Source organism: Nonomuraea sp. NPDC050394 (assembly GCF_044459065.1).
Classification (GTDB): Bacteria; Actinomycetota; Actinomycetes; order Streptosporangiales; family Streptosporangiaceae; genus Nonomuraea.
In genome coordinates, this window is sequence record NZ_JBITIO010000001.1 from 866,929 (window position 1) to 891,023 (window position 24,095).

General features: G+C 71.7%; 20 protein-coding genes. 8 read left to right on the forward strand and 12 right to left on the reverse strand.

Annotation, left to right across the window (positions count from 1 at the left end; genetic code table 11):
• Nucleotides 1–37: 37 nt before the first annotated feature.
• Entirely contained in the window at nucleotides 38–262 is a 225-nt protein-coding gene (locus tag ACIBKY_RS04305; protein WP_397094304.1) for an SHOCT domain-containing protein, read from the reverse strand.
• A 145-nt stretch (nucleotides 263–407) separates the two neighbouring features.
• Here ACIBKY_RS04305 and ACIBKY_RS04310 point away from each other — a divergent pair, with 145 nt between their 5' ends.
• Nucleotides 408–779: a helix-turn-helix domain-containing protein gene (locus ACIBKY_RS04310; RefSeq protein WP_397094305.1), complete on the forward strand. Its 372-nt coding sequence runs from the start codon at nucleotides 408–410 to the stop codon at nucleotides 777–779.
• A 9-nt stretch (nucleotides 780–788) separates the two neighbouring features.
• Here the strand turns inward: ACIBKY_RS04310 and ACIBKY_RS04315 are convergent, their stop codons facing one another.
• Nucleotides 789–1,436: a response regulator gene (locus ACIBKY_RS04315; protein ID WP_397094306.1), complete on the reverse strand. Its 648-nt coding sequence runs from the start codon at nucleotides 1,434–1,436 to the stop codon at nucleotides 789–791.
• Entirely contained in the window at nucleotides 1,433–2,533 is a 1,101-nt protein-coding gene (locus tag ACIBKY_RS04320) for a sensor histidine kinase (RefSeq protein ID WP_397094307.1), read from the reverse strand. The genes ACIBKY_RS04315 and ACIBKY_RS04320 overlap by 4 nt, the downstream gene beginning before the upstream one ends.
• A 94-nt stretch (nucleotides 2,534–2,627) precedes the next feature.
• On the opposite strand from ACIBKY_RS04320, the gene ggt reads away from it, so the two are divergent.
• On the forward strand, nucleotides 2,628–4,355 hold the full coding sequence (gene ggt, locus ACIBKY_RS04325) for a gamma-glutamyltransferase (RefSeq protein ID WP_397094308.1): 1,728 nt from the start codon (nucleotides 2,628–2,630) through the stop codon (nucleotides 4,353–4,355).
• Nucleotides 4,352–5,917 carry an alkaline phosphatase family protein gene (locus ACIBKY_RS04330; protein ID WP_397094309.1) on the forward strand — a complete coding sequence of 522 codons (1,566 nt, stop codon included), beginning with the start codon at nucleotides 4,352–4,354 and terminating at the stop codon, nucleotides 5,915–5,917. The genes ggt and ACIBKY_RS04330 overlap by 4 nt, the downstream gene beginning before the upstream one ends.
• Nucleotides 5,918–6,079: 162 nt before the next feature.
• On the opposite strand, the gene ACIBKY_RS04335 is transcribed toward ACIBKY_RS04330, so the two are convergent.
• From ACIBKY_RS04335 to ACIBKY_RS04355, 5 genes are all read right to left on the reverse strand, one after another.
• Nucleotides 6,080–8,839 (reverse strand): hypothetical protein, encoded by a 2,760-nt coding sequence (locus ACIBKY_RS04335; RefSeq protein WP_397094311.1) that lies wholly within the window; start codon nucleotides 8,837–8,839, stop codon nucleotides 6,080–6,082.
• A gap of 123 nt (nucleotides 8,840–8,962) precedes the next feature.
• Nucleotides 8,963–10,417 carry a flavin-containing monooxygenase gene (locus ACIBKY_RS04340; RefSeq protein WP_397094312.1) on the reverse strand — a complete coding sequence of 485 codons (1,455 nt, stop codon included), beginning with the start codon at nucleotides 10,415–10,417 and terminating at the stop codon, nucleotides 8,963–8,965.
• Complete coding sequence (locus tag ACIBKY_RS04345) at nucleotides 10,410–11,285, reverse strand: metal-dependent hydrolase (protein WP_397094313.1); 876 nt, start codon at nucleotides 11,283–11,285, stop codon at nucleotides 10,410–10,412. The genes ACIBKY_RS04340 and ACIBKY_RS04345 overlap by 8 nt, the downstream gene beginning before the upstream one ends.
• The gene (locus ACIBKY_RS04350; protein ID WP_397094314.1) at nucleotides 11,282–12,100 is read right to left on the reverse strand and encodes a M24 family metallopeptidase; all 819 of its coding nucleotides are present in this window, start codon (nucleotides 12,098–12,100) and stop codon (nucleotides 11,282–11,284) included. The genes ACIBKY_RS04345 and ACIBKY_RS04350 overlap by 4 nt, the downstream gene beginning before the upstream one ends.
• Before the next feature lie 385 nt (nucleotides 12,101–12,485).
• On the reverse strand, nucleotides 12,486–12,653 hold the full coding sequence (locus ACIBKY_RS04355) for a hypothetical protein (protein ID WP_397094315.1): 168 nt from the start codon (nucleotides 12,651–12,653) through the stop codon (nucleotides 12,486–12,488).
• A gap of 118 nt (nucleotides 12,654–12,771) precedes the next feature.
• Here ACIBKY_RS04355 and ACIBKY_RS04360 point away from each other — a divergent pair, with 118 nt between their 5' ends.
• Both ACIBKY_RS04360 and ACIBKY_RS04365 read left to right on the forward strand, forming a co-directional pair.
• Nucleotides 12,772–13,554 (forward strand): SURF1 family protein, encoded by a 783-nt coding sequence (locus tag ACIBKY_RS04360; RefSeq protein WP_379621876.1) that lies wholly within the window; start codon nucleotides 12,772–12,774, stop codon nucleotides 13,552–13,554.
• Nucleotides 13,555–13,562: 8 nt separating this feature from the next.
• On the forward strand, nucleotides 13,563–13,871 hold the full coding sequence (locus ACIBKY_RS04365; RefSeq protein ID WP_397094317.1) for a DUF3817 domain-containing protein: 309 nt from the start codon (nucleotides 13,563–13,565) through the stop codon (nucleotides 13,869–13,871).
• Between the two features lie 45 nt (nucleotides 13,872–13,916).
• On the opposite strand, the gene ACIBKY_RS04370 is transcribed toward ACIBKY_RS04365, so the two are convergent.
• Entirely contained in the window at nucleotides 13,917–14,108 is a 192-nt protein-coding gene (locus ACIBKY_RS04370; protein WP_379621872.1) for a hypothetical protein, read from the reverse strand.
• 91 nt (nucleotides 14,109–14,199) lie between these two features.
• Entirely contained in the window at nucleotides 14,200–16,458 is a 2,259-nt protein-coding gene (locus tag ACIBKY_RS04375; protein ID WP_397094318.1) for a hypothetical protein, read from the reverse strand.
• A 108-nt stretch (nucleotides 16,459–16,566) separates the two neighbouring features.
• Here ACIBKY_RS04375 and ACIBKY_RS04380 point away from each other — a divergent pair, with 108 nt between their 5' ends.
• Entirely contained in the window at nucleotides 16,567–18,036 is a 1,470-nt protein-coding gene (locus ACIBKY_RS04380; protein WP_397094319.1) for an alpha/beta hydrolase, read from the forward strand.
• Here the strand turns inward: ACIBKY_RS04380 and ACIBKY_RS04385 are convergent.
• Entirely contained in the window at nucleotides 17,996–18,856 is an 861-nt protein-coding gene (locus ACIBKY_RS04385) for an arylamine N-acetyltransferase (protein ID WP_397094321.1), read from the reverse strand. The two genes, ACIBKY_RS04380 and ACIBKY_RS04385, sit on opposite strands and share 41 nt — an antisense overlap.
• Before the next feature lie 73 nt (nucleotides 18,857–18,929).
• Here ACIBKY_RS04385 and ACIBKY_RS04390 point away from each other — a divergent pair, with 73 nt between their 5' ends.
• Both ACIBKY_RS04390 and ACIBKY_RS04395 read left to right on the forward strand, forming a co-directional pair.
• On the forward strand, nucleotides 18,930–19,604 hold the full coding sequence (locus ACIBKY_RS04390) for a response regulator transcription factor (protein WP_397094322.1): 675 nt from the start codon (nucleotides 18,930–18,932) through the stop codon (nucleotides 19,602–19,604).
• On the forward strand, nucleotides 19,601–22,846 hold the full coding sequence (locus ACIBKY_RS04395) for a DUF4153 domain-containing protein (RefSeq protein WP_397094323.1): 3,246 nt from the start codon (nucleotides 19,601–19,603) through the stop codon (nucleotides 22,844–22,846). The genes ACIBKY_RS04390 and ACIBKY_RS04395 overlap by 4 nt, the downstream gene beginning before the upstream one ends.
• On the opposite strand, the gene ACIBKY_RS04400 is transcribed toward ACIBKY_RS04395, so the two are convergent.
• Complete coding sequence (locus ACIBKY_RS04400; RefSeq protein ID WP_397094325.1) at nucleotides 22,843–24,024, reverse strand: glycosyl hydrolase family 8; 1,182 nt, start codon at nucleotides 24,022–24,024, stop codon at nucleotides 22,843–22,845. The two genes, ACIBKY_RS04395 and ACIBKY_RS04400, sit on opposite strands and share 4 nt — an antisense overlap.
• Between the last annotated feature and the right edge of the window lie 71 nt (nucleotides 24,025–24,095).

Below are 24,095 nucleotides of genomic sequence, written 5' to 3' on the forward strand. Positions count from 1 at the left end.
ATGCGGCCAGTGACACTTCTTTCACTCTGTGGAGCGCTTAGGAGCGGAGCACCGACATGCGCTCCATGTACTCGTCGTCGCTCATCTCGCCGCGCGCGTACCGCTCGGCGAGAATCTGCTCGGCCGACGCCGTGGGGCTGGCTGCCGCGGTACGGCGCGGCCCCCACCGGCCGGTGCGCTTGGCCCAGATGACCAGCCCGATCACGGCCACCCAGAACAGTCCCCAGAAAGCCGGGAAGATCGGAAAGAAGTGTCCATACATGTCGCTCTCCTCCTTCGGTGTCGTACCTCCAGAGTCGGCGGGAAAGCGGGCGGGCGAATCAGACGCCGGTCGCGCTCCCCTGTACATCGCTGGCCGTATCCCTATACTCCCGCCTTGAGGGGAGTGATAGGGAGTGGATTTCACCGTGAGCCAGGTCGCGGACCTGCTGGATCTGCACGTCAAGACCGTACGCGGCTACGTCCGCGACGGCCGGCTGAAGGCCGTGAAGGTGGGCAAGCAGTACCGGATCTCCAGGGCGGACCTGGAGTCCTTCACAGGTGCGCCCCTCGCCTCCCGCCCCAGCCGGGACCGCTACGTCGAGGTCTCCACGATCGTCCAGGTGGACGCGGTCGCCCGGCATGACCTGGACCGGCTGAACACCGCCGTCATGGCGACCGCCACCGGGCTGCGGGTGGAGATGGTCTACAACGAGGAGCGCGCCACGCTCAAGGTGATCATCCTGGGCGATCCCGGCCGCACCGCCGACGTCCTGCGGCTGATCGAGGCGCTGACCTAAGCGTTCTTCTCAGAGCCAGCCCGGCTTGACCAGCCCCGACTCGTAGGCGATCACCACGAGCTGCGCCCGGTCCCTGGCGTGCAGCTTCATCATCGCCCGGCTCACGTGCGTCTTCGCCGTGGCCGGAGACATGAACAGCTTGCTCGCGATCTCGTCGTTGGTCATCCCGGTGCCCACCAGTGCCAGCACCTCGCGCTCCCGGTCGGTGAGCTGGTCCAGGCCCTCGGTCGAGACCGGCGCCTTGGCCCGCGTGGCGTACTCGGCGATCAGCCGCCTGGTCACGCTCGGCGACAGCAGCGCCTCGCCGTCGGCCACCACCCGGACCGCCTGGATCAGCTCGGCCGGTTCCGTGTCCTTCACCAGGAAGCCGCTGGCGCCGCCGCGCAGCGCCTCGAAGACGTACTCGTCCAGCTCGAACGTGGTCAAAATAATGATCTTCGGTCCCGGCGGCATCTGGCGGGTGGCGGTCAGGCCGTCGGTGCCGGGCATCCGGATGTCCATCAGCACCACGTCGGGGGAGTGCTGGGCCGCCAGCCGTACCGCCTCGGCGCCGTCGGCGGCCTCGGCCACCACGCTCATGTCGGGCTGGGCGTCCAGCAACGCCTTGAACCCCGCGCGCACCAGCGCCTGGTCGTCGGCGAGCAGCAGTTTGATCATTCGTTCTCCTCAGGTAGGGGCAGCCTGGCCTCGACCTGGAAGCCGTTGCCGACCGGGCCGGCGACCAGCGAACCGCCCAGAGCCGCGGCCCGCTCGCGCATGCCGGGGATGCCGTTGCCGCTGCCGTCCTCCGACAGCGGGGCGTGCGAGGTGGCGCCGGTGTCGGTGACGCGGACGGTCAGCTCGGCCGTGCCGTACTCCAGCCTGACCGTGACCTTCGCGCCGGGTGCGTGGCGCGTGACGTTGGTGAGCGACTCCTGCACGATCCGGTACGCCGCCCGCTCGACCTGCGCGGGAAGGGGCCGCGAGCCCACGCGCTTCAGCGTGACGTCGAGGCCGGAGCGCTCGATGAGGTTGTCCAGATGGTCCAGGCCCGAGGTGGGGGCGCGCGGGGCGCCCTCGCGCAGCACGTTCAGGACCGAGCGCATCTCGCCGAGCACCTCCTTGGACGCGGTCTTGATCGTGGCCAGCGCCGTCCTGGCCTGGTCGGGCCGGTCGTCGATGAGGTGCAGCGCGGTCGAGGCCTGGACGTGGATGAGCGAGATGTTGTGCGCGAGCACGTCGTGCAACTCCTGCGCCATGGTCAGGCGCTCCTCGCTGGCCTGCCGCCTGGCCTCCTCCTCCTCCGCCCTGGTCCGTTCGGCACGGCGTTCGCGCAGGATCCTGACCAGCTCGGCCATGACCATGAGCAGCATCATCGCCGTGGAGATCCACACGGCGTGGAAGAGGTTGCGGTTGCCGATCACCCACGCGTAGACCTCGAAGAAGCTGAACATGCCCGCCGCCAGCAGCCAGGCGACCAGCCGCCGCCCGTCGATCACCAGCCAGAACAGCATCACCGCGGGCGTGAAGAAGATCGGCCCGTAGGGATAGCCGCCGACCAGGTACGCGCCGGTCACGAGCAGCGTGATCGCGGTCGTCGCGACCGGATAGCGGCGGCGCACCAGGATCAGCGCCGGACCGATCAGCAGCAACGAGTAGGCGTACCAGTCGAGCGGCGCCCTGGTGAGGCGCTGCCCCCACTCGGCGCCCTGGCCGATCACCACTTGGGCGACCGCCAGCACGAGCGCCAGATAAGGGTCGAGACGGGACTTCACGGTCCTACGCTATTTCAGCTCCCTGACCAGCGCATCATCTGGATGTGGCAGGGGGCCCTACCACCGGAGGCGTACCTGGTCCATCGTGGAGACCATGCGCCGAGTGATCGTTCCCGCAGCAGCAGTCCTCGTCACGCTCACCACCGCGCCACCCGCCATGGCTGAGCCCCAGCAGAAGGTCCCGGTCGCCGAGGGGTACGGCGGCGCCGTGTCCACCGTCGACCTCGACGCCAGCAAGGCCGCGGTGGCCGTGCTGAAGAAGGGCGGCAACGCCATGGACGCGGCCGTCGCCGCGGGCGCGGTCCTGGGCGTCACCGAGCCATATTCCTCCGGGCTGGCCGGAGGCGGCTTCATGGTCTACTACGACGCCTCCCGCCGTAAGGTCTACACGATCGACGGCCGCGAGACCGCGCCGCGCGCCATGACCTCGACCTCGCTCGAAGGCATCCCCTTCGACGAGGGCGTCACCAGCGGCCTGTCGGCGGGCGTGCCGGGCACGGTCGCCCAGTGGGAGACGGCGCTGCGCCGCTTCGGCACCATCAGCCTGAGACAGGCGCTCAAACCCGCCATCGACGTGGCCTCCAAGGGCTTCGTCGTGGACCAGACCTTCCACGACCAGACCGCCGCGAACGCCGCCCGCTTCAAGGACATCGCCTCCACCGCCAAGCTCTACCTCCCGAACGGCGCGCCGCCGCCCGTGGGCTCGGTCTTCCGCAACCCCGAACTCGCCGACACCTACCGCGAACTGGGCAGACGCGGCACCGACTGGCTCTACAACGGCCGTCTCGGCCAGGAGATCGTGGCCACGGTCAAGAAGCCGCCGCTCACCCCCGGCACCACGCGCAACGTGCGGCCCGGCCTCATGGAGATGTCCGACCTGCGCGCCTACCGCGCGCTGATGCGCGAACCGAGCCGCGTCGAGTACAAGGGCCTTCAGGTGTACGGCATGGCGCCCCCGTCCTCCGGCGGCTCCACGGTCGGCGAGGCGCTCAACATCCTGGAGGCGCTGCCCGGCGTCGGCCTGCACGAGTACCTGGAGGCCTCCCGGCTCGCCTTCGCCGACCGGGGCAAGTACGTCGGCGACATCCCCGGCGTCCCCATGCGCGAACTCCTGTCCGACGGCTTCGCCAAGGAACGTTCGTGCCTGATCGGCGAACGCGCCATGGCCCACCCGGCGGCCCCCGGCTCGCCCGACGGCTCCTACTCCGACTGCGAGCAGCCCACCGGCACCGCCCCCGACGTCGCCGCCGAGGGCCCGGAGACCACGCACCTCACGGTCGCCGACAAGTGGGGCAACGTGGTGGCCTACAACCTGACGATCGAGTCCACCGGCGGCAACGGCATCGTCGTGCCCGGCCGCGGCGTCCTGCTCAACAACGAGCTGACCGACTTCACCTTCGGCCCCGCGCCCGGCGACCCGAACCTGCCCGCCCCCGGCAAGCGCCCCCGCTCCTCGATGGCGCCCACGCTGGTGTTCAAGCACGGCAAGCCGGTGCTGGCCGTCGGCTCGCCAGGCGGGTCCACGATCATCACGACCGTGCTGCAGATCCTCGTCAACCGCTACGACCTGGGCATGAACCTGCCCGACGCGCTGGCCGCACCCCGGGCCACGCAGCGCAACACCGCCGCCACCCAGGCGGAGCCCGCCTTCCTCGCCCGGCACGGGGCCGCCCTTGAGTCGCGCGGGCACGTGTTCGCGCCGAACCCGGAGATCGGGGCGGCGACCGGGCTGGAGTTCCTCGGCCGGGGACGGGTACAGGCGGTCGCCGAGCCCGCGCGGCGCGGCGGCGGCAGCGCGCTGGTGGTGCATCCGTCGCGATGAGCGAACCGTCCGGCCCCGCGCCTCAGGTGCGGCACGTCGTCGTGTTGATGCTGGAGAACCGGTCGTTCGACCACATGCTCGGCTACCTCGTCCATCCCGATCCCGGGTATGACGGATTGCGGGGCGGCGGGCCGTACACCAGCCCCGGCTGGGACGGCGGCCCGCCCGTGGCGGCCTCGGCGGACGCGGGCCCGCTCGCCACGATGGACTTCGACCACTCGCACGACGCGGCGATGGAGCAACTGGGCGGCGGCTGGGTCAGCGCGCACGAACGCAAGGCGCGCGGGCTGGCGGAGCCGCGGTTCGGCGGGTTGCTGGGGCCGCTGATCGGGTGGCTGTATCCGAAGTTCGCGAAGAAGGAGCCGGTCTTCGGGGTCGGGCCCGAGGTGATGCGCTGCCAGGACCCCGCCGGGGTGCCGGTGCTGGCGACGCTGGCGCTGGAGTTCGCGGTGTGCACGCGGTGGTACTGCTCGGTGCCGGGGGAGACCTGGCCCAACCGCAACTACCTGCACGCCGCCACCTCCGACGGGATGACCAACATCCAGCCGCGCTTCTACACCGACCCGACCATCTTCGAGACGCTTGAGGCGGCGGGACACGGCTGGCACGTCTACCACGACGACGTGCCGCAGGTGTGGGCTTTCTCCAACCTGTGGAACGACGCCGACCGGATCGCCCGCTGGTTCGACATCTCGGAGTTCACCGCCCACGCGGCGGCCGGAGAGCTGCCCGCGTACTCCTTCATTGAGCCCAACCATCGCCCCCCGGTCCGCCTGAACGACCGCCCGTCCAACAGCCAGCATCCCGGCAACAACCAGATCAAGGACCAGGTCGGCGCCTCGACCGACTTCGCCCGCGCCGAATCGCTGATCGCGGCCGTGTACGAGGCGCTGAAGTCCAACCCCGAGGCGTTCGGCCAGACCGTGCTCGTCATCACCTACGACGAGCACGGCGGCCTCTACGACCATGCCCCGCCGCTGACCGGCCTGCCCGATCCCGGCTCCGCCCCCGGGCTGCTGGCCCGGATCCTGCGTCTGCTGGCACACAAGAAGAGCGCCGCCTTCGACTTCTCCTCCTCGGGCGCACGGGTCCCCGCCGTGATCGTCTCCCCTCTCATCCCCAAGGGGACGATGAGCAGCACCCCCATGGAGCACGCCAGCGTCCCGGCCACGCTACGCGCGCTGTTCGCCCCCGACCGCCCGCCTCTGACCACCAGGGACGCCGTGGCGGGCCGCTTCGACACGTTGCTCACGCTTGCTACTCCCCGCACCGACCTACCCGACCTGACCCGCTACGCCCTCCCCCTGGGCAGCGCGTCGTCCTCCGACGGCGACCCCGCCCACGACACGACCGCCGCCGCCCAGCCTCCTCGGGACCACCTGCCCGACCACTGCCGCGACCTGGCCGTACTGGCCCGCCGCGTCCGCGCCCGCCTCCGCGGCCGTCCTGCGGTCTTCGCGGGGGTGAGCTGGCGCGCCCGCGACCACCGAGCCCTGGCCCAGGCCCTCCCCGCCTTCCGCACCGCCGCCACCAACGCCCGCCACCAAAGCCCCCCACCCTGACCCCGTCCCGCACCCCCCGCATCTCACACCCACACCCACACCTCGCGCCTCGCCTCCGGCACGCCAAGCCCTCGCGCTCCGTAGGCGCGTCCTTGGTGCCGCCCCTCCGCGCTTCTTGTCGCCAAGAGCGCATCCTGCGGGGCTGGTTGGGCGGGCTTCTTGTCAGGGGATGAGGGCCGGGGCGGTCAGGTAGGTGTGGAGGCGGCGGGCCTGGCGGACCAGGTCGCTGGTGCGGGTTCGGGTGGCCAGGTCGGCTATGGCGGGGAGTTCGCCGCGTGCTCCCGCCCAGGCGGCCGCGTCGGCGGCGAAGGAGACCAGGCGGGTGTGGGTGGTCGTGGCGCGTTCGGCTTGGAGGTAGGCGGGGAGCAGGCCGGTCATCACCTGCCATACCTCTTGATGGGCCCCGAGCTCCGCCAGCTCCCGCAGGGTGCGTAGCGCGTCGGGGAGGTCGCGTCTCAGGTGGGGGAGCAGGGCGGCGAGTTGCCTGCCGATCTCCTCGCCCGGCAGGTCGCCCGAGGCCGCCAGCCACAGGAACGGCCTCTTGGCCACCGCGCCACCATCTCCGCGCAACAGCGACCAGGCCAGCAGCAGCGCGATGCCCGGCCCGGCCGGCCCGTCGGCGCGTGCCAGCCGGCGCAGGTCGTCCGTGTCCGGCCGGGCGATCGGCCAGGCGGACAGCAGCCCGTACACCGACCGCGCCGCCGCCACCTCCCGGTAGCCGGCCAGCACGGCCAGCATCCGTCCGCACGACTCACCGTGTGTCCGCACCGTCAGCAGGTCGCGGAAAAGGTCGCGATCCTCCGGCGCCGGGATGATGTCGGCGACGACGCGCGGGTCGTCGCCGTGCATCGTCCACCGCAGCGTCACCTGCGGCTCCGCGGGCCGGGCGGTCAGCCGCGCGGCCACCATCCGTCCTGCCTCGCCGGGCAGTCGCCGGGCCCGTGCCACCACCCCCTCGCTCGCCGTCCTTCGCAGCCGCAGCAGTGCCTGCCGCAGGTCGGTGGGGAGCGGGAGCATGCCGTCCGGGTATGTCGCCAAGCGCTCCACCAGCACCGCCGCGTCCAGCCCGCCGTCCTCGCGGCTCGGGGTGGCCAGCAGGTACGGCGGAAGCCGTTCGTCGAGCAGAGCTTGGTAGACCTCCGCGTAGCGGGCCAGCGGCAGGTACTTCGAGGCGTCGCACTCCGTGGGGCCGGGGACGCGCTCGGCGATCGTGCGGGTGGGAACGCCGCCCAGGTTGGACAGGATCTGCTCGCCCACCGGGCTCCCCGCGGTCGCGGCCAGGCCGGCCCGGGAGGGTGCGGTGCGTTCCGCGCCCGGCTCGGTCAGCTCCCTGGCCATGGCGGCGGCCCAGTCGGCGGTTTCCCACCACGGCGACGTCCAGTACTCCAGGTCCTTGCAGCGGGCGGCGAGTCCCGCCAGCCCGGCGGCCAGTGCGGCGCGGTCGCCTGCGGCCAGCCGGACGAACGCGTCGAGCCACGTCTCCTGGCTCGGCCAGTCGAACTCCGTGGGCAGGAACACCGCCAGCTCCCCGGGCGTGGACGGCGGGGCGGCGAACGGTCCCGGCTCCGGGGCCGGAGGCAGCGGCCGGACCGGCAGCGGCGCGGGAGCCTGGTCGGGGGAGTTGGCCTCGCCACCGAAGGCCGTCGCGAGAGCGGCGCCCTGGTCGGCGGGCAGGACTTCGACGACCTGCCTGATCGTCTCGGCGCCGAGCGGGCTGAACCGGGCCACGTGTTTGACCGCCAGCTTCACCGCGCGATCACGGACGACGGCGGACTCACCGGCCAGCGTCGTGGCCAGCGCGGAGGCGTAGTCGTCGAGGTCGTGGGCGGGGTCGCGCAGCAGCCGTTCCAGCCAGCTCAGCCCGGCGCCGACCAGTTTGCTCTCCTGCCGGAACAACAGCCCCAGCACCGCCTCGCTCGCCTCGTGGGCGGGCAGTTCGCCCAGCCTGCGCACCCGCTTGAGCGCCAGCTCCGCCACGTTGCCCGGCGCGGTGGGCAGCAGCCGCAGGTAGTCGCGCCCGTGCTCGGCCACCTCGCCGTCGGTGGGGTCGAGCAGGTCGTGCAACCGCACGAAGAAACGCAGGTCGGCCGCCTGCCCCCCGCGCAGGAAGCGGCGCACGCAGCCCGACAGCAGCGCCTTCCTGGACACCCGCGCCGCGCCGGTCAACGATCTCGCGGTCAGCTTGTGCAGCGCCTTCGGCCAGTCCGCCGAGTCGCGCAGCGCCCTGCCCACGCCCTCCGCCTCGAACAGCCGGGGCACCATCGCGTCGAGCAGCCCGTCCTTGGCCAGCGTCGCGGACGACGACGGGGTGGTGGCGGCCAGCCACGCGAGCGTCAGCGGGTCGTGCGCGGGCGGTTCGGCTCCGGTACGGCGCAGCATCTCCAGCACGAGGCGCACCTGGTTGTCCGCCTCCGGCCGGGCGCCGCGCAGCCGGAGCGCCAGCCGTACCGCGAGGTCGGACTGCCAGGCGGCGGGGCGGGCCGACAGGACCGCGACCAGTTGCGGGACGTCGTCGATCGACCCCCGCCACCCGCCGAGCGGGCGGCGCAGCTCGCGGCGGTTGAGCCAGGCGGCCACGGCGGCCGCGCCCGGCAGGGTGGCGGCGCCGGCGACGCGCATCGGCTCGATCCAGCGCTCGGAGATCCAGGGCCGCATGAGGTGCTGGGCTTCGGGCAGGCTGTGGACCGGGGTGTCCAGTTCGTCGGCGCGGGCCTGGAGCGCGTCCCACTTCTCGTGGTGGCGTCCGAGGCGGCGCTCGTCGTCCTCCTCGCCGAGGCTGCGCGCCACCGGCAGGTACGCCGTCAGCTCCGCGGCCACCTCGCGGCGCTCGTCGTCGCCGAAACCGGCGGCCAGCAGGGCCACCGCGTGCATGTCATAGGCGTCGACGGCCTTGCGGACCGCCTCCCATGCCCCAGTCGTCATGCGGAAGACTGTAAAGATCGTCACCGACAGTTTTCGGAGATGCGTTCGCATGCCCGGCCCCTCGGGGCCCGGCTCTGGTGCGCCTCGGCGTGCCCGCGTAGCGGGGTGGGCGAGACGGTGGGGTCAGTAGATGAGGTCGTAGGCGGCCGGGTCGACGCGGAGGGTGCGGGCCCAGTACTCGAAGGTGAAGCCGGGCCAGACCGTGCGGTTGACGCCGTGCTCGTCGAGGTACCAGGACTTGCAGCCGCCGGAGTTCCAGACCAGGGGGTCGAGGCGCCGGTGCAGGCGGTCCTGGAAGGTGCGCTGGTGGCCGGGCTTGACGTCGATGGCCCTGGCCTGGGTCCTGGAGAGGAGGCGCAGGCAGTTCATGACATAGCGGACCTGGGACTCGATCATGAAGACGACCGAGTTGTGCCCGAGGCCGGTGTTGGGGCCGAGCAGGAAGAACAGGTTCGGGAAGCCGGCGGTGGCGATGCCGTAGTAGGTCTCGATGCCGTCCTGCCAGGCGTCCTGGATCTTGCGGCCGCCCCTGCCGACGATGCGTTGCTCCTGGAGCGAGTCGGTGACCTTGAAGCCGGTGCCGTAGACGATGACGTCGGCCTCGTGCTCGGCGCCGGTCGCGTCGACGATCGAGCGGTCCCGGATCTCGGTGATGCCGTCGGTGATCAGGGAGACGTTCGGCCTGGTCAGGGTCGGATAGTAGTCGCTGGACAGCAGGATGCGCTTGCAGCCGATGGTGTAGTCGGGGGTGAGCTTGGCGCGCAGCGCAGGGTCGGGGACCTGGCGTTCGAGGTGCCTGCGGGCCATGGTCTCGTGGATCTTCATCAGGCGCGGGTCCACGGCGAAGCCCAGGGCGCGGGTCTCCAGGCCCCAGTAGATGGTGTTGCGCAGCAGGCGGGCGGCGCCGGGCAGGCCGAGGGCCCTGCGCATCGCGCCGGGGATAGCGAAGTCGGGCTTGGCCTGGATCCAGGGCGGGGTGCGCTGGAAGAGGAGGAGTTCCCTGGCCAAGGGGGCGATCTGGGGGACGAACTGGATGGCCGAGGCGCCCGTGCCGATGACCGCGACGCGCTTGCCCGCCAGGTCGGCTGAGTGGTCCCAGGCGCTGGAGTGGAAGGACGGCCCGGTGAACGCCTCACGTCCCTTGATTTCGGGAAATTTCGGGATGTGGAGGGCGCCGATGCCCGAGATGACGGCGTTGGCCCGCATGGTGGCGCCGTCCTCGGTGGTGATCTGCCATTCCCTGGCCTCGTCGTCGTACTCCAGACCGGCGACCTGCTTGCCGTACCGGATATGCGGCCCGATGCGGTACTTGTCGACGCACGCCCGCATGTACTCCCAGATCTCATCCTGCGGGGAGAACATCCGCGACCAACCGGGATTCAGCTCGAACGAGAAGGAGTACATGTGCGACGGCACGTCGCACGCGCAGCCGGGGTAGACGTTGTCGCGCCAGGTCCCGCCCAGGTCGGCGGCCTTTTCGAGGATGACGAAGTCGTCGAAGCCGGCCTCCTTGAGCTTGATCGCCATCCCGATGCCGGCGAACCCCGAGCCGATGATCACGATGCCCGGCTTAGTCACTGGACCTCCTGTAGGTCTCGAACTCGGCGTGCGCGGGAGAGATCGCGATGTAGTCGAGCGCCTGGCGTAGGTCGCCCTCCTGGCTGGGGTGGAAGCCCGGCCGCAGATAGCGCGGTACGGCCAGCGCCAGGCTGCGCAACGTGGGCACGCGCCCCTGGTGCGCGCGGTAGAAGTAATGCGTCCATTTCGCCCGCAGCCGTCCGCGCAGAATCGGGTCGTTGGCCATGAGGAACCCGGCGCCCCGCTTCAGCAGCAGGACGATCATCGGCCCGGTGACCATCATCGTCCGCGTGCGCCGCGCGTACGAGCCGTCGAGGTGCATGAACAGGTCGAACGCCACGCTCCTGTGCTCGACCTCCTCGGCCCCGTGCCAGCGCAGCAGGTCCATCATGACCGCGTCGGCGCCGGCGTCGTCCAGGGGCCGGGCGTCCAGGATCCACTGCCCGAGCACCGCGGTGTAGTGCTCGATGGCCGCGATCAGCGCGACCCGTTCCTTCAGCCAGTACGCCCGCGCGATCGGCGGCATCGTGCCGTCGCCGAGCATCCGCTCGAAGATCCACTCGATGTTCTCGACGTACGGCCCGGGGTCGAGCCCCTGCTCCTTCATGTGCTCCAGCACCCGCTGGTGCGCGACCGCGTGCGTGCCCTCCTGCCCCATGAACCCCTTGACCTCGGCTTTCAGCCGCGGATCCCGGATGTACGGCAGAGCCTGCTTGAACACGTGCACGAACCAGCGCTCACCGGCGGGCAGCAGCATGTGCAGCACGTTGATCAGGTGCGTGGTGAACGGGTCGCCGGGCACCCAGTGCAGCGGCGTCTCCTCCCACGAGAACCTGACCCGGCGCGGCCTGATCGAGGTGTCGGTCATCGGGACTCCCAGCGGCGGACGTGGGGAAGGTCGTCATCCAGCCAGTAGGCGTCGTCCTCGGTGACGACCAGCAGTTCCTCGAACTTGGCGCCGACCGTGTCACCCGCGGTGCCCAGATGCGGCTCGACGGCCCACAGCCCGGGGGTCGGCGGATGCTCGCTGGCCTTGCCGCCCGCCCAGAGCGGTGAGCGGCCTTCGAGGCGTTCCTTGACGAGTTCGCGCCCGATCGTACGCAGGGTCCTGACCCCGAAGGACTGGAAAACCACGAAACGCGGCCCGCCCAGGCGAATACGGGCGACCTGATGCCCGATCACCCGCCCGGGATAAACCTTGTGCCGGTTTCGATGCCCTTGTTCGGCGATGAGCCGGTCGACTTCCGCGTAGATATCGCGAAAGGTACGGCGGGCCCGTACCAGCTCCAGGATCTTCCCCCGGAACTCGGCCAGATCCCGATCCAGGCCGTGCCAGTCGGCGTTGTCCCCCAAGCACCCCGAATACCCGATGTCGGCGACGAACCCATCCCTGACCGGCGCGCAGTCCAGGACGAAGGGCATGCCCTCTTCGAGCCTCCGCGAAGTAGGCAGAAATTGGGTCGGAACCCGAAATTTCCGGAATGCCGTCCGCTCGCCGAACCACGCGAACGGCACGTGGAACCAGTCGTCCGCGCCGTGCCGTTCCAGCCACTTCCGCAGGGCGGTGGCGGCCATGCGCTCGGTCACTCCGGGTTCGAGCCGCGCGGCGACATGCTCGGCGCCCCGATAGGCGAGCTGCTGCAACTCGCGGAACCGGTCGAGGTCCGCAGTCTTATTGGACACATTGTCCAATGTAGTCAGCCGAGGTTGCCCGGTCCAGAGTGAGCCGGGTCACATCGCATGCTTGCCCGCCGGGCAGGGCCAACGTGCGGGTGGTGAAGGCGACGGCGCCGGAACGCGCTCGTCAGCCGGGACGGCCGTTCAGGCCGGGCGCGGACCGCTGAGGTTCACGCGGGGAGAAGAGCTGAGGTTCGCGCGACGGGATGAGCTGGGGTTCGCGCGGCGGGTCGAGCTGGGGTTCGCGCGGCGGGATGAGCTGGGATTTCCGCGGCGGGAAGGGGGAGGTGTGCGCTCGCGGTAGCCGGGCCGATGCGACGGGCGGGCCTTTCCGGACACACGAAAAGCGCCGAGAGCGTGGCCGTCGGCGCTTGGCTTTGTCGGAGTCGGGTTACTTCAGGACGAGGTAGACCGCCACCGCGATGATCGCGAGGACGACCACACCGGCGATGATGGGAAGGGCCGCCGAGCGCTTGCGCGCGCCGTCCTGCTCGCTCTGCTGTGCGAACGCGCGGAACTGCTGCGTGTTGCCGGCCGGGTCGAGATGCTGGTCAGACATGCGCAGCACTCTAGCCGGAACAGGTGAGCCGTTTGCACCTTTTGCCAGGACTGGTAGGTGTCGGCCGGGTGGGTGCCCCTGATGACGGACCACGCCGTCCGGCGGATAGTTTTGAAGCATGCTCAGGACCCTGTTCTCCCCGCGACTGATCGGGCTGCATCTGCTCACGATCGGGGTCCTGACCGCGTTCATCCTGCTCGGTCGCTGGCAGCTCGGGGTCTTCCAGGACTCCGGCAAGCCGCACGCCGCCACCGATCCCGCCCCGGTCGCCGTGGACGGCCTGGCCAAGGTGGGTGCCGGGTTCGAGAACGCGGCCGTGGGGCGGAAGGTCACCGCGCAGGGCGTCTACGACGGGGAGCGGCAGCTTCTCGTCGCCGACCGCAGGCCCAGCGTGGACACGCCGGGCGGCAACGTCGCGCGGGACAAGGGCTTCTGGGTGCTCACGCCGCTCCGGCTCGCCGACGGGACGCTCATGCCCGTGGTACGCGGGTGGGTGGCGTCGGCCGGTGACGCGGGCGCCGCCGTACCGGCCGGGAACGTGAACGTGTCGGGGCGGCTGCGGCCGCCGCAGGGGACCGACAGCGTGCAGCGGCGCGCGGAGGGACTGCCGGCGGGGCAGGTGCAGACCGTTTCCACGGGCGAGCTGATCAACCTGTGGAAGGGCGAGAAGGTGCGCAACGGGTTCGTCGTCGCGCAACCCGCCTCCGGCGCGCTCGCCCCCGTCTCGGTGGCGCCGCCGGTCGTCGGCGGTACGTTCACGTGGCGCAACGCGGCCTATGCGGCCAACTGGTGGATCTTCGCGGGGTTCGCCGTCTTCATGTGGTTCCACTTCGTACGCGACGCCGTACGGGGTGATCGGGGCCGTGCTCGACAGTCCCCTGAGATGGTTCTGGAAGGTTAGGAAAACTAGTGGAGTCCGCCCTCAAGCCCTTCCGGGTGCTCGCCTACATGGTGGGCGTGATGCTGCTCGTGCTCTGCGTGGGCATGTTCCTCAACTACGTCGTCCAGGTCACGTGGTGGCCGGGGCTGATCATCGCGCAGGTGCACGGGTTCCTGTACATGGTCTATCTGGTCACCGTCATGAACCTGGGCATGAAGGCGCGGTGGAGCTGGCCGTACATGCTGGGCATCATGCTCGGCGGGACGGTGCCGTTCCTGTCGTTCTACGTCGAGCGCCGGGTGACCCAGCGCGTTCAGGCCGCACTGGCGCAGGCCTGAGTACGGCGAGGGCCTTTCTCCCGGCCCTCGCCGTACCCCGTTGGCTCAGTTGCCGATGCCGCGCCTGCGCACGCGCTTGAGACGCTCGCGCTGAGACGGGTCGAGCATGAAATAGCCGACCACCGGAGCGGCGACCACGCCGAGGACGACCAGCAGGGTGAGCCAACCCGGCAGGAAGATCAGCGAGAGCAGTACGGCGGCGCCCGCGCCTACCGCGTACTTCTGGATTGGCGACATCCTCAACTTCCTCCGAACGCGGAGCGCGCGCCCCGCCTCTCTCACATTGTGCGTCTTCGGTCCAACGAGTGGGGGACCGATGGGGTTCCATTCACGATATGTCGCGTGGGTCGAGGCTCTGGGAGATGGTCAGGAACTCCTGGCGTAGCGGCGCCGGGGCCGGTCTGGCAGCCGGGTCGCCGGCCAGCAACGCGTACAGTACCGTCGCCAGCGCGCCCGCCCTCGTCAGCGGCGCGCCCGGAGCCGGCGGCAGCCCCTCGACGGCGGCGAACAGCGTCGCGCCCAGCGACCACATGTCCGCGGCCGGTCCCGTCGCGCCCTCGGGGGCGGTGTAGGCGGAGATCCCGTTCGGCATCAGCGGCGGACTGAGGATGGCCTGGCCGGAGGGTGACAGCAGGATGTTGCCTGGGCGGATGTCGCCGTGGTGCTCGCCGCGGGCGTGCAGACCCACCAGCTGATCCAGTACGGCCAGCCCGATCGCGGCCACCTGGACCGGAGGCAGCGGGCCGGTGGTGCCGATCACCTGATCCAGCGCCCGGTCCACCGGGGTGGTGCCGGGGGCGGCATGGCGTGGTCTGTGCGGGGGCGCGGGGTCGTAGGCGACCGGCCAGGAGGGCGACGGGTACAGCACGTCACTGAGCGGCGCGGCGTGCTCCGCCGGTGGCGTCGGGAAGTTCTGGACGGGTGGCGTGGGGAAGCCGTCGGACGGCGGGGCCGGGAAGGCGCCGCCGGGCGGTGTGGGGAACGCGGCTACCGGTGGCGTCGGGTAGGAGTCGTCGGCCGGGGGCGCCGGGGAGGCGCTGGGCTCGGGAGCCGGTGGGAAGGGGGGTGGCGGGAAGGGGGCGTCCGGTGGCGTGGGAAAGGCGTCCGGGGACTGCGCCGTGAAGGGGCCGTCCACGGGGTGCCCGAAGGGAGCGTCCACGGGGTGCCCGAAGGGGGCGTCCACGGGGTGCCCGAAGGGGGCGTCCACGGGCTGAGGGGTGGGCGGGCTCTGCGGTGGCGCGTTTGGGGGCTGGGGGAAGGGGGCGTCCTGCGGGAAAGGCCCGCCCGGGGTCTCCTGCGGGTGTGGGAAGGGGGCGTGCTGGAGGGGTGTTTCGGGCGTGATGATGGGCGGTGCGGTGAGCGGTGGCTCGGTGGGTGGCGGGTTCTCGGGGGCGGGCGGGGACTGGCGGCGTCGGCCGAACACCTTGCGCAGGCCCAGCAGGCGGGACTTGGCGGGCGGGCTGGACGCCTCCCCCTGCGGGCCGGGCGCGTCGCTCTGGGGGACGGGCGCGTCGGGTGCCGGGCCGCTCTTGTCGCCGGGGTGTGCCGCCTCACCACCGATGGGCGGGGCGAAGGGGGTGCCCAACGGCGGGGTCTCACCCAGATGACCGAGCACGGGCGGCGCCGGGTCACCGGGATGGCCGAAGTCCGGGCCTGCCGCATGGCCGGGGGCTGGGCCCGCCGGCTGATCGAAGGCGGGCGGCGACGGGTGGCCGAAGGCCGGTGGCGCCGGGTCGGCGGGGTGGCCGAAGGGCGTGGCGGGATGGTCGGAGGGCGTGGCGGGGTGGTCGGAGGGCGTGGCGGGGTGGTCGAAGGCAGGTGACGGGTGGTCGAAGGCCGGTGACGGGTGGTCGAAGGGTGGTGACGGGTGGCTGGAGGGTGGGTTGAGCGGGGAGCCGGGGGGTGTGGCCGGGGTTGGGGGGAAGCTGCCTGTGGTGGGGACCGACAGGGGGTGGGTGGTGGTGATGGGGTGGTTGAGTGCCAGGCGGGTCAAGGTGGAGGTGATGTCGTCCAGGGACGGCGGCCCGGCGGGGTCGAGCATGGCGCGGATCAGGGCGCGCAACGGCTCGGGGTCGGTGGCCGGTGCGGTGCCCGGCGGACGGCCCTCCACCGCGAAGTGCAGGGTGGCGGCGAGCGACCACAGGTCCGCCGGCGGGCGCAGGCCGGGGTGCGGCAGGCCGAAGCCGGTCAGTACGGCGCGGCCGGTCGCCGTGAGCATGACCTTTCCAGGATTGAGGTTGCCGTGCACGATCCCGGCCCCGTGCGCGGTCGTCAGGGCCTCCAGGAGACAGAGCCCGGCACGGGCGGCCTGGAGCTCCGGCAGGGGTCGCTTGGCGTCGACGGTACGCGCCAGCGAAGCCCCGGACACGAACTCCGTGACCAGCCACGGCCCGCCCTCCTCCTCCACGAGGTCGAGCAGTGGGACGATCGATGGATGCCGCAGTCCGAGCGCCCGCCGGGCCTCCTCGGCCGGCTGCGCCCGCATGTCCCTGACGGCGACGTCACGGTGCGCCACCTCGTCGAAGGCCAGCCGTACCGTGCCTTCGCCCAAGGGGTTCAGCAGCCGATAGCGCCCGCCCAGCTTCATGCTTTCTCCCATTTCGAAACGCACGATAGCGGGATATCTCCAGGCATAGCCATGCGCGGGGGGTACACCGATGTGTTTACCCGGAATCGTGCCTGGTGAGGTGGGCTGGTGCCCAGCCTTCCCGGCACCCTCGACAGCATGCGGAAACTCCTTCCCATCGCCCTCATCCTCGCCGCCGGTTGCCAGGCGGCGCCGCCGGCCGTACCTCGAACTCCCGGAACCAGGACGGACACCAGCATCGCGTGGAGCCCGTGCGGTCCGCGTGAGTGCGGCACCCTGGACGTACCACTCGACCATGCCCGGCCCCGGGGCGAACGCATCACGCTGGCCCTCACCCGCCTCCCGGCCCGCGACCCCGCCCGGCGGCTCGGCAGCCTCGTGTTCAACCCGGGCGGCCCCGGCGCGACCGGCCTCGACTTCCCGCGGGTCCTGACCAGGGCGCACGACACCCTCGGCGAGCGCTACGACCTGATCGGCTACGACCCGCGCGGCGTGGGCGAGAGCAGTCCCGTGCGGTGCCTCACCAAGGAGGACCTGGCAGCCGCGTTCACCGCCGACCCCACCCCGGACACCGACCGGGAGAAGGACGCCGCCTTCGCCGCCGCGAGGAAGGTGACGGCCGCCTGTGAGAAGGCCGCCGGGCCGCTCCTGCCGTACCTGGGGACCAGGAACCACGCGCGTGACCTCGACCGGATCAGACAGGCGCTCGGCGAGGACAAGCTCACCGCCTTCGGGCTGTCGTGGGGCGGATCGCTCATGGCCACGTACGCGGACCTGTTTCCCGGGCACGTCGGGCGGCTCGTGCTCGACTCACCGGGCAACCCGACGCTCGGCCAGTTCGAGGTGATCAGGCTCCAGATGGCCGGCACCGAGAAGGGCCTGCGCCGCTTCGCGGACGCCTGCGGGGCGCGGGCGGACTGCCCGATCGGCGCGACCGGCGAGGAGGTGCTGGACCGCTTCGACCGCTTCCTGGCCGGGGGCCTGCCGGTCGGCGAGCTCACCGAGCCCGCCGCGCGGCTGGCCGTCCTGTACGGGCTCTACCGCCCCGACGGCTGGCCCAAGCTGGAGAACGCGCTGGCCAAGGCCTACCAGGGCGACGGAGGGCCGATGCTGGAGATGTCCGCGTGGCTGGCGGGCGGCAGCCAGGAGAGCGGGTTCAGCAACTTCCAGGACGCCAACATGGCCATCAACTGCGCGGACTACACCGAGAGGTACGGCAGGCGCGACCTCGACCGCCTGGCCGCGAAGATCGCCGCGGACTCGCCCAGGTTCGGCCCGTCCTCGGTCTGGCAGACGCTGCTCAACTGCGCCTACTGGCCCACGTCCGCCGACCCGCACGCCGGCCGCCTGAGCGGCGCGGGCGCCCCGCCCATCCTGATCGTCGGCAACACCGGCGACCCCGACGGCGTCTACGAGTACGCCGCCGACGTCGCCGGGCAGCTCTCCTCCGCCCGGCTCCTCACCTGGGACGGCGACCGCCACGGCGCCTATGGCGGCAAGAACGCCTGCGTCGACGCCGCGGTGGACGCCTACCTGCTCAAGGGCTCTCTTCCCGTGCCGGGGAGCCGTTGCGGCTGATCCAGCGCTCCTGGGCCTCCTGGAGCCTGCGCCACAGTTTCTCCCGCTCCCGCGCGCTGACGTCGGCCATGGGGAGCCCGAACACGTCGGCCAGCGCGGCGAAGTAGTCCTCCTGGGTGGTGATCGTCGTGCGCAGCGAGCGGTCGCCGATCCTCGTCAGCACGAGGCCGCGCATGGTGTCCACGCCGCCGGCGTCGCGGCGCTGCACGACGGCGACCCGGACGAAGCCCGACTCGGGCGAGGTCGTCAGCTCGCGGTGCTTGCCGGCGAAGTCGGACATCCGCGCGGGCGCCGGGCCGAAGTCCATGCCGATGAACGAGCCGCGCGGGTCGTGGTCGAAGCGCCAGCCGCCGGGCGCGATCTCCGATGGGCGCAGGCCGTACTCGAAGGGTCCTTGGCGGTAGGTGCCCGCGACCAGGGGGAGCGGCTCGCGGATGGCGTCGCCGAGCCCGAGGTCGACCAGCCATTCGCCGTCGGGCAGGCGGACTGTCAGGACGAGGTGGTTGCCGGCGAGGTGCGGTCCGGTGGCGGCGTCCTGCTGGGCGCCGGCGAAGTGCTTGGTGACCTCGTAGCCGAGAGCCGTGGCCAGCAGGGAGAAGGCGCCGTTGAGGTGGTAGCAGTAGCCGCCCCGGCCGCCGATGATGCGGGTGGCCGACTCCAGCGGGTCGACCGTGGTGGGCCGGCCGAGCCAGATCTGCAGGGCCTCGTAGGAGACCCGTTCGATATGGGCGATGTGCAGTTCACGCAGGTTGTCCGCACTGGGCGGGGCGTTGAGGAGGTCGGGGCGGCCGATGCGGGAGAGGTACGCGGCGACGTTCACGAGCACAAGTCTGCACGGGATGTCCACAAATTGCCGAGTGTCGTCTGCACAGTCCCCTTCTAGGCTTCGAGTCGTGAAAAGGGTCCTGGTCGTCGAAGACGACGAGACGATCGCACGCGCGGTACGCGACCGGCTGGCCGCCGAGGGCTTCGACGTCCAGGTGGCCGGCGACGGCGAGAGCGCGATGGCCGCCTACGGCAGAGCCGAACCCGACCTGGTGATCCTCGATCGCCTGCTGCCCGGTCTCGACGGCCTTGAGGTGTGCCGCCGGATGCAGGCGGCCCGCCCGGTGCCGGTCCTGATGCTGACGGCACTCGGGGAGGAGACCGACGTGCTGGTCGGGCTGGGGGTGGGCGCGGACGACTACATCGCCAAGCCGTTCAGCATGCGCGAACTGGTGGCCAGGATCCACGCGCTGCTGCGCCGGGTCGAACGGGCCGTCCAGCTGGCCGCCGAGGACACGCTGATCCGCGTGGGCGAGGTGGAGATCGACACCGCCGCCCGCCGCGTGTTCGTCGGCGGACAGGAGGCCCAGCTCACCCGGACCGAGTTCGACCTGCTGCGCCGCCTGGCTGAACGGCCCGGCCAGGTCTTCGAGCGCGACCGGCTGCTGTCGGACGTGTGGGGTTTCTCCGAGGCCGCCGCCACCAGGACCGTCGACAGCCACGTACGGGCGCTGCGCCGCAAGCTCGGCCCGGACGTCGTGCGCACCGTGCACGGCGTGGGCTACGCCCTGGTGCGGCGATGAGGCCGCTCGACTTCCTCGGCCGCATCAAGGTCAAGCTGGGCCTCGTCATCGTCCTGGCCGTGGGCGTGGCGTTCGTGGTCAACGAAGTCGGCATCAACTCCGGCTACTCGCGCGAGGTACGCATCGCCGTCGCCGCCCTCCTCGCGCTGATCATGGTCCAGTGGCTGGCCAGAGGCATGACCAAGCCGCTGCGCGAGATGGCCTCGGCCGCGCAGACCATCGCCAAGGGCAGCTACGCGCTCCGGGTCCGCGCCACCTCGCGTGACGAGGTGGGGGAGCTGGCCAGGGCGTTCAACGCGATGGCCGCCGACCTGGCCGAGGTCGACAGGCAGCGCCGCGAGCTGATCGCCAACGTCAGTCACGAGCTGCGCACGCCGATCACGGGGCTGCGGGCCGTACTGGAGAACGTCGTCGACGGCGTCTCCACGCCCGACCCCGTCACGATGAGCACCGCGCTCGCCCAGACCGAACGGCTCGGCCGCCTGGTCACCCAGCTGCTCGACCTGTCACGGCTCGACTCCGGCGCCCGCCTGATCGAGCCCGAGGCGATCGAACTCGGGCCGCTGCTTGAGCAGGCGCTGCGCGAGGCGGAGCTGGCGCGCGAGGACGTGCGGCTGGAAGGGCGGATCCCGCCCGGCCTCGTGGTGCGCGCCGACCCCGACCTGCTGGCGCAGGTGCTGGCCAACCTCCTCGACAACGCGGTACGGCACAGCCCGCCCGGCGCCCTGGTCACCATCACGGGGGCGGGCCAGGGCCAGGGCATCCGCATCACCGTCGCCGACGAGGGGCCGGGCATTCCTTCCGAGGCCAGGGCGCGCGTGTTCGAACGCTTCTCCCGGCTGGACTCCGGCCGGGCGGCCGACTCGGGCGGCTCGGGGCTCGGGCTGGCCATCGTCAAGGAGATCGTCGAGCTGCACGGCGGCTCCATTCACATCGGCGACGGCACCGGATGCCGGATGGTCGTCGACTTACCGGGGAGGACCACGATGGCGGAAACATCGGTCGGGACCGGGGAGGAGCGCCCGGCGGAACGGGCACTCCCCGAGGCGGCCCACCCGGCCCCCGAGGAGGCGGTCCCAGCCACCGAACAGGCCCCAGCGGCGGCGGCCGTGGCAGAAGTGACGGCAGAGGCAACGGCCGGAACAACACCGGAAGACCCGCCCATGTCACAGGATGAGCCGGCGGTGGCGGCCGGAGATGTCCCCGCAGAGCCACAGGACAGCGTGGCCGCTACGGCGACGACCGGGGCGAGCTCGGGGGCGACGGCACAGGTGCGGTCCGGAGAGATGCCTGCGCCGGTGAAGGACGGCGTGGCGGTGACAGCGCGGGCCGAGGGGGTAGCGGCGGTCACCCGCACCGGGCCGCTCACCGTGCCGGTCGAGGCCGCGCCCACACGACCGATGCCGGTCGGGGGGAATGCGGCGGTGCGGCCTGTGCCGGTTGGGGCAGGTGGTCCGGTGCGGCCCACGCCGGTTGAAGGCGGCCCTCCTGGCGCGGGTGGCGGGCAGCGGCAGCCGGGGAACTGGTTCGGGCGGTTGTTCTGGGGGATCTTCCTGGGGCTGCTGGCCGGGTTCCTCGTCGGGTTGTTCGCCGCCGTCGTCATGGGTGTCGCGTTCGGCGGTGTGGCCGCGCTGGTCACGCTGATCCTGGCCACGGCCGCGGGCGGCGCCGTGGGTTCGGTCGTGGCCGCCGACACGGCGGCGCGGCAGCCGTACAAGCAGCGGAGACCTCCGCAGCCCCTCGCGCCGGGCGCCTACGGACCGCCGCCACCCCCCTACCAGCCGCCCCCGCTGCTGCCGAGGCCCGAGCTGCCCGAGACGCCGCGCTGGCTGCTCCCGGCGGCGGCGGGCGCGGGGGTGTTCGCCGCCGTGGCGCTGCCGGACGCGCAGAGCGGGCTCGGCCTGGTGCTGGTCGCGCTGGTGCTCGGGGCCGCCGCGCTCCCGGCGGTGCTGCGCAGGGCGACGCCGTGGACGCTGGCGTTCGGGCTGACCGGCTATTGGCTGATCTCGACGGCCGTGATCAGGGACGCCGACTGGCTGGTCCTGATCATGGTGATGGCCGGCGCCGGGCTGATCGCGCTGGCGGTCTCCGGCGCGGGCACCGGCTGGCTGGGCGTGATCAGGGGCGGCATGTCGGTGGTGCTGGCGCTCGGCCCGGTGCCCTGGCTGCTGTCGGGGCCGGTCAAGCGCCTGGTCGCCCGGCGGCGGATCATGCCCGCGCTGGCGGGCGTGGGCATCGCGGTGGTGCTGGTCGGGGTGTTCGGGCTGCTGTTCGCCTCGGCCGACCGGGTGTTCGCCGGGTACCTGGAGCGGCTGACGGCCACGCCCGACTGGATGGAGTCGCTCCCGTCGCGCATCCTGCTGTTCGCGGTGTTCGGGGCGCTGCTGTCGGCGCTGGTCCTGGTCGCGCTTCGGCCGGTCAAGGACCCCGTCGGACCCGGCGTCAAGGTCACGGTCGCGCGGTCGGTCTGGCTGGTGCCGCTGACCGCGCTGAACCTGCTGTTCGGGGCGTTCGTGGCGGTGCAGATCAGGTTCCTGTTCGGCGGCGCGGCGACGGTGCGCAACACCGAGGGCCTGACCTATGCCGAGTACGCCAGGGAGGGCTTCTTCCAGCTCGTCCTGGTCAGCATGATCGTGCTCGGCATCGTGGCGGTGGCCGGGGGCGTGCTGCGCACCGGCCGCCGCGAGCGCTGGGTGCTGGCCGGTCAGCTGGGCGTGCTGTGCGCGCTGACGCTGGTCATCCTGGCCTCCGCGCTGCACCGCATGGACCTCTACACCGAGGTGTACGGGCTGTCGCGGCTGCGGATCTCGGTCCAGGCCACGGTCTGGTGGCTCGGCCTGGTGTTCGCGCTGGTCCTGCTGGCCGGGGCGGCCCGGCTGGCGGGCCGCGGCTCGGGCTGGCTGCCGCGCACGATCGTCCTGGTGACGGCGCTCGGCCTGGGCGCCTTCGCCATGGCCAACCCGGACCTGCGTGTGGCCGAGACCCAGGTGGCGGTGCGCGGCGTGGCGCAGATGGACTCCGACTACCTGGGCGACCTGGGCGCGGAGGCCGTGCCCGCGCTCGTCCGGCTGCCGGAGCCCCAGCGCAGCTGCGTGTTGTTCAACGTGGTCAAGGCCAACGGCCTGGACCGGCCGGACCCGTGGAACGGCTGGAACCTGGCCCGCTCGCAGGCCAGGGAGCTGCTCGCCCGGCAACCGGTCACCGTCACGGCCAGCTGCCCCCCCGGAACCAGGGGCAGCTAGGGCACCCAGTGGTTGCCGGAGGCGACGATCATCGACTGGAGCTGCACGGTGGCCGCGAAGTAGTCCTTCTTCTCGATCTCCCGCGAGGTCAGGTACGCCCACAGCTTGTCCAGCCAGGCCTGCCCGTCCGGCTGGACGAGCGCGGCCACCGCGAACGGCGCCACGAACGCCGGCTCGGGACCCTCCTCCAGCGGCTTGCCGTCCAGGGTGTAGCCGCCGGCGATCTTCTCGGGGTCGCCGACCTTGGAGATCCAGGTGCTCATCTTGCGGGCGGCGGCGGTGGAGGCGGCGTCGCCGCTGGTCACCGCGTCGGCGCCGATGCGCCACGGGTCGCGCAGGGCGTTCCAGTTGTAGTCGCCGTCGTGCGCGTCCTCCAGTACCTGGCCCTTGACCGGCTTGCCGTCCTTCACGAAGTCGGGCAGCAGGCCGGTCTCGTTCGGGATCTCGGCGATGAGCTTCTGGTGCGCCTGCCGGATCTCCGCCCAGGCCGGGTCGATCTTCTCGAAGGCCCGGAAGTGGTCGATCATCCAGTCGGAGGTGCGTGAGACCTTGGACAGCGGGTCGTCCTGGGTGGCCCAGTCGCCCAGCTTGACCAGTTTGGTGTCCGGGTTCACCTCCGACTCCTTGATCGCGGCGATCCGCTTGACCGCCTTGTCCCGATAGCCGCCGCCCCACTGCCGCTGGGCCATGAGCAGGCCGTAGGCCACGTCGAGGTCGCCGTCGGTGGCCGAGTCGGAGCCGTTGACACTCTTGCAGTTCTTGTCCTGCTCGGCGGCGAGCAGGTCGGGGTCGTTGACCGACGGGTGCGCTTCGACGTAGGTGAGGATGCCGTCGAAGAGGTCCCGGTCGCCCATCGTGGCCGCGATGACCAGGCCGTAGCCCTGGGCCTCGGCGACGTACGGGTGGTCGGCGTCCGGCGAGACCACCTGCAGCGAGCCGCACTTCGCGGTGACGAAGGCCGCCTTCCACCTGGCGTAGTAGTCGCGCACCTGCCCGTCCGCGTCGCCCTTCGGGCGCAGCACACCCTGCGCGTACGGCACGCGGTGACTGCCGAACGGCACCGGCTGCTCCATCGAGGCGGGGCCGGTGGCGGCGGGCTCGGCGGCGGGCCGCGCACCCGCGCATCCGGTGGCGCCGGCTATCAGGACTGCGAGGGAGAGGATGGTCAGGCGGCGCACGGGTGTCCCTTCTGATAAGTCGCCAGACGGTATGAGAACGGCAGCCCGGGTGCCAAATCAGGTTTAATCCT

Bases quoted from the DNA above. Each gene is read 5' to 3' on its own strand.
- ACIBKY_RS04305 (WP_397094304.1), bottom strand. From the start codon at position 262: ATGTATGGACACTTCTTTCCGATCTTCCCGGCTTTCTGGGGACTGTTC.
- ACIBKY_RS04315 (WP_397094306.1), bottom strand. From the start codon at position 1,436: ATGATCAAACTGCTGCTCGCCGACGACCAGGCGCTGGTGCGCGCGGGG.
- ggt (WP_397094308.1), top strand. From the start codon at position 2,628: ATGCGCCGAGTGATCGTTCCCGCAGCAGCAGTCCTCGTCACGCTCACC.
- ACIBKY_RS04330 (WP_397094309.1), top strand. From the start codon at position 4,352: ATGAGCGAACCGTCCGGCCCCGCGCCTCAGGTGCGGCACGTCGTCGTG.
- ACIBKY_RS04335 (WP_397094311.1), bottom strand. From the start codon at position 8,839: ATGACGACTGGGGCATGGGAGGCGGTCCGCAAGGCCGTCGACGCCTAT.
- ACIBKY_RS04345 (WP_397094313.1), bottom strand. From the start codon at position 11,285: ATGACCGACACCTCGATCAGGCCGCGCCGGGTCAGGTTCTCGTGGGAG.
- ACIBKY_RS04355 (WP_397094315.1), bottom strand. From the start codon at position 12,653: ATGTCTGACCAGCATCTCGACCCGGCCGGCAACACGCAGCAGTTCCGC.
- ACIBKY_RS04360 (WP_379621876.1), top strand. From the start codon at position 12,772: ATGCTCAGGACCCTGTTCTCCCCGCGACTGATCGGGCTGCATCTGCTC.
- ACIBKY_RS04370 (WP_379621872.1), bottom strand. From the start codon at position 14,108: ATGTCGCCAATCCAGAAGTACGCGGTAGGCGCGGGCGCCGCCGTACTG.
- ACIBKY_RS04375 (WP_397094318.1), bottom strand. From the start codon at position 16,458: ATGAAGCTGGGCGGGCGCTATCGGCTGCTGAACCCCTTGGGCGAAGGC.
- ACIBKY_RS04395 (WP_397094323.1), top strand. From the start codon at position 19,601: ATGAGGCCGCTCGACTTCCTCGGCCGCATCAAGGTCAAGCTGGGCCTC.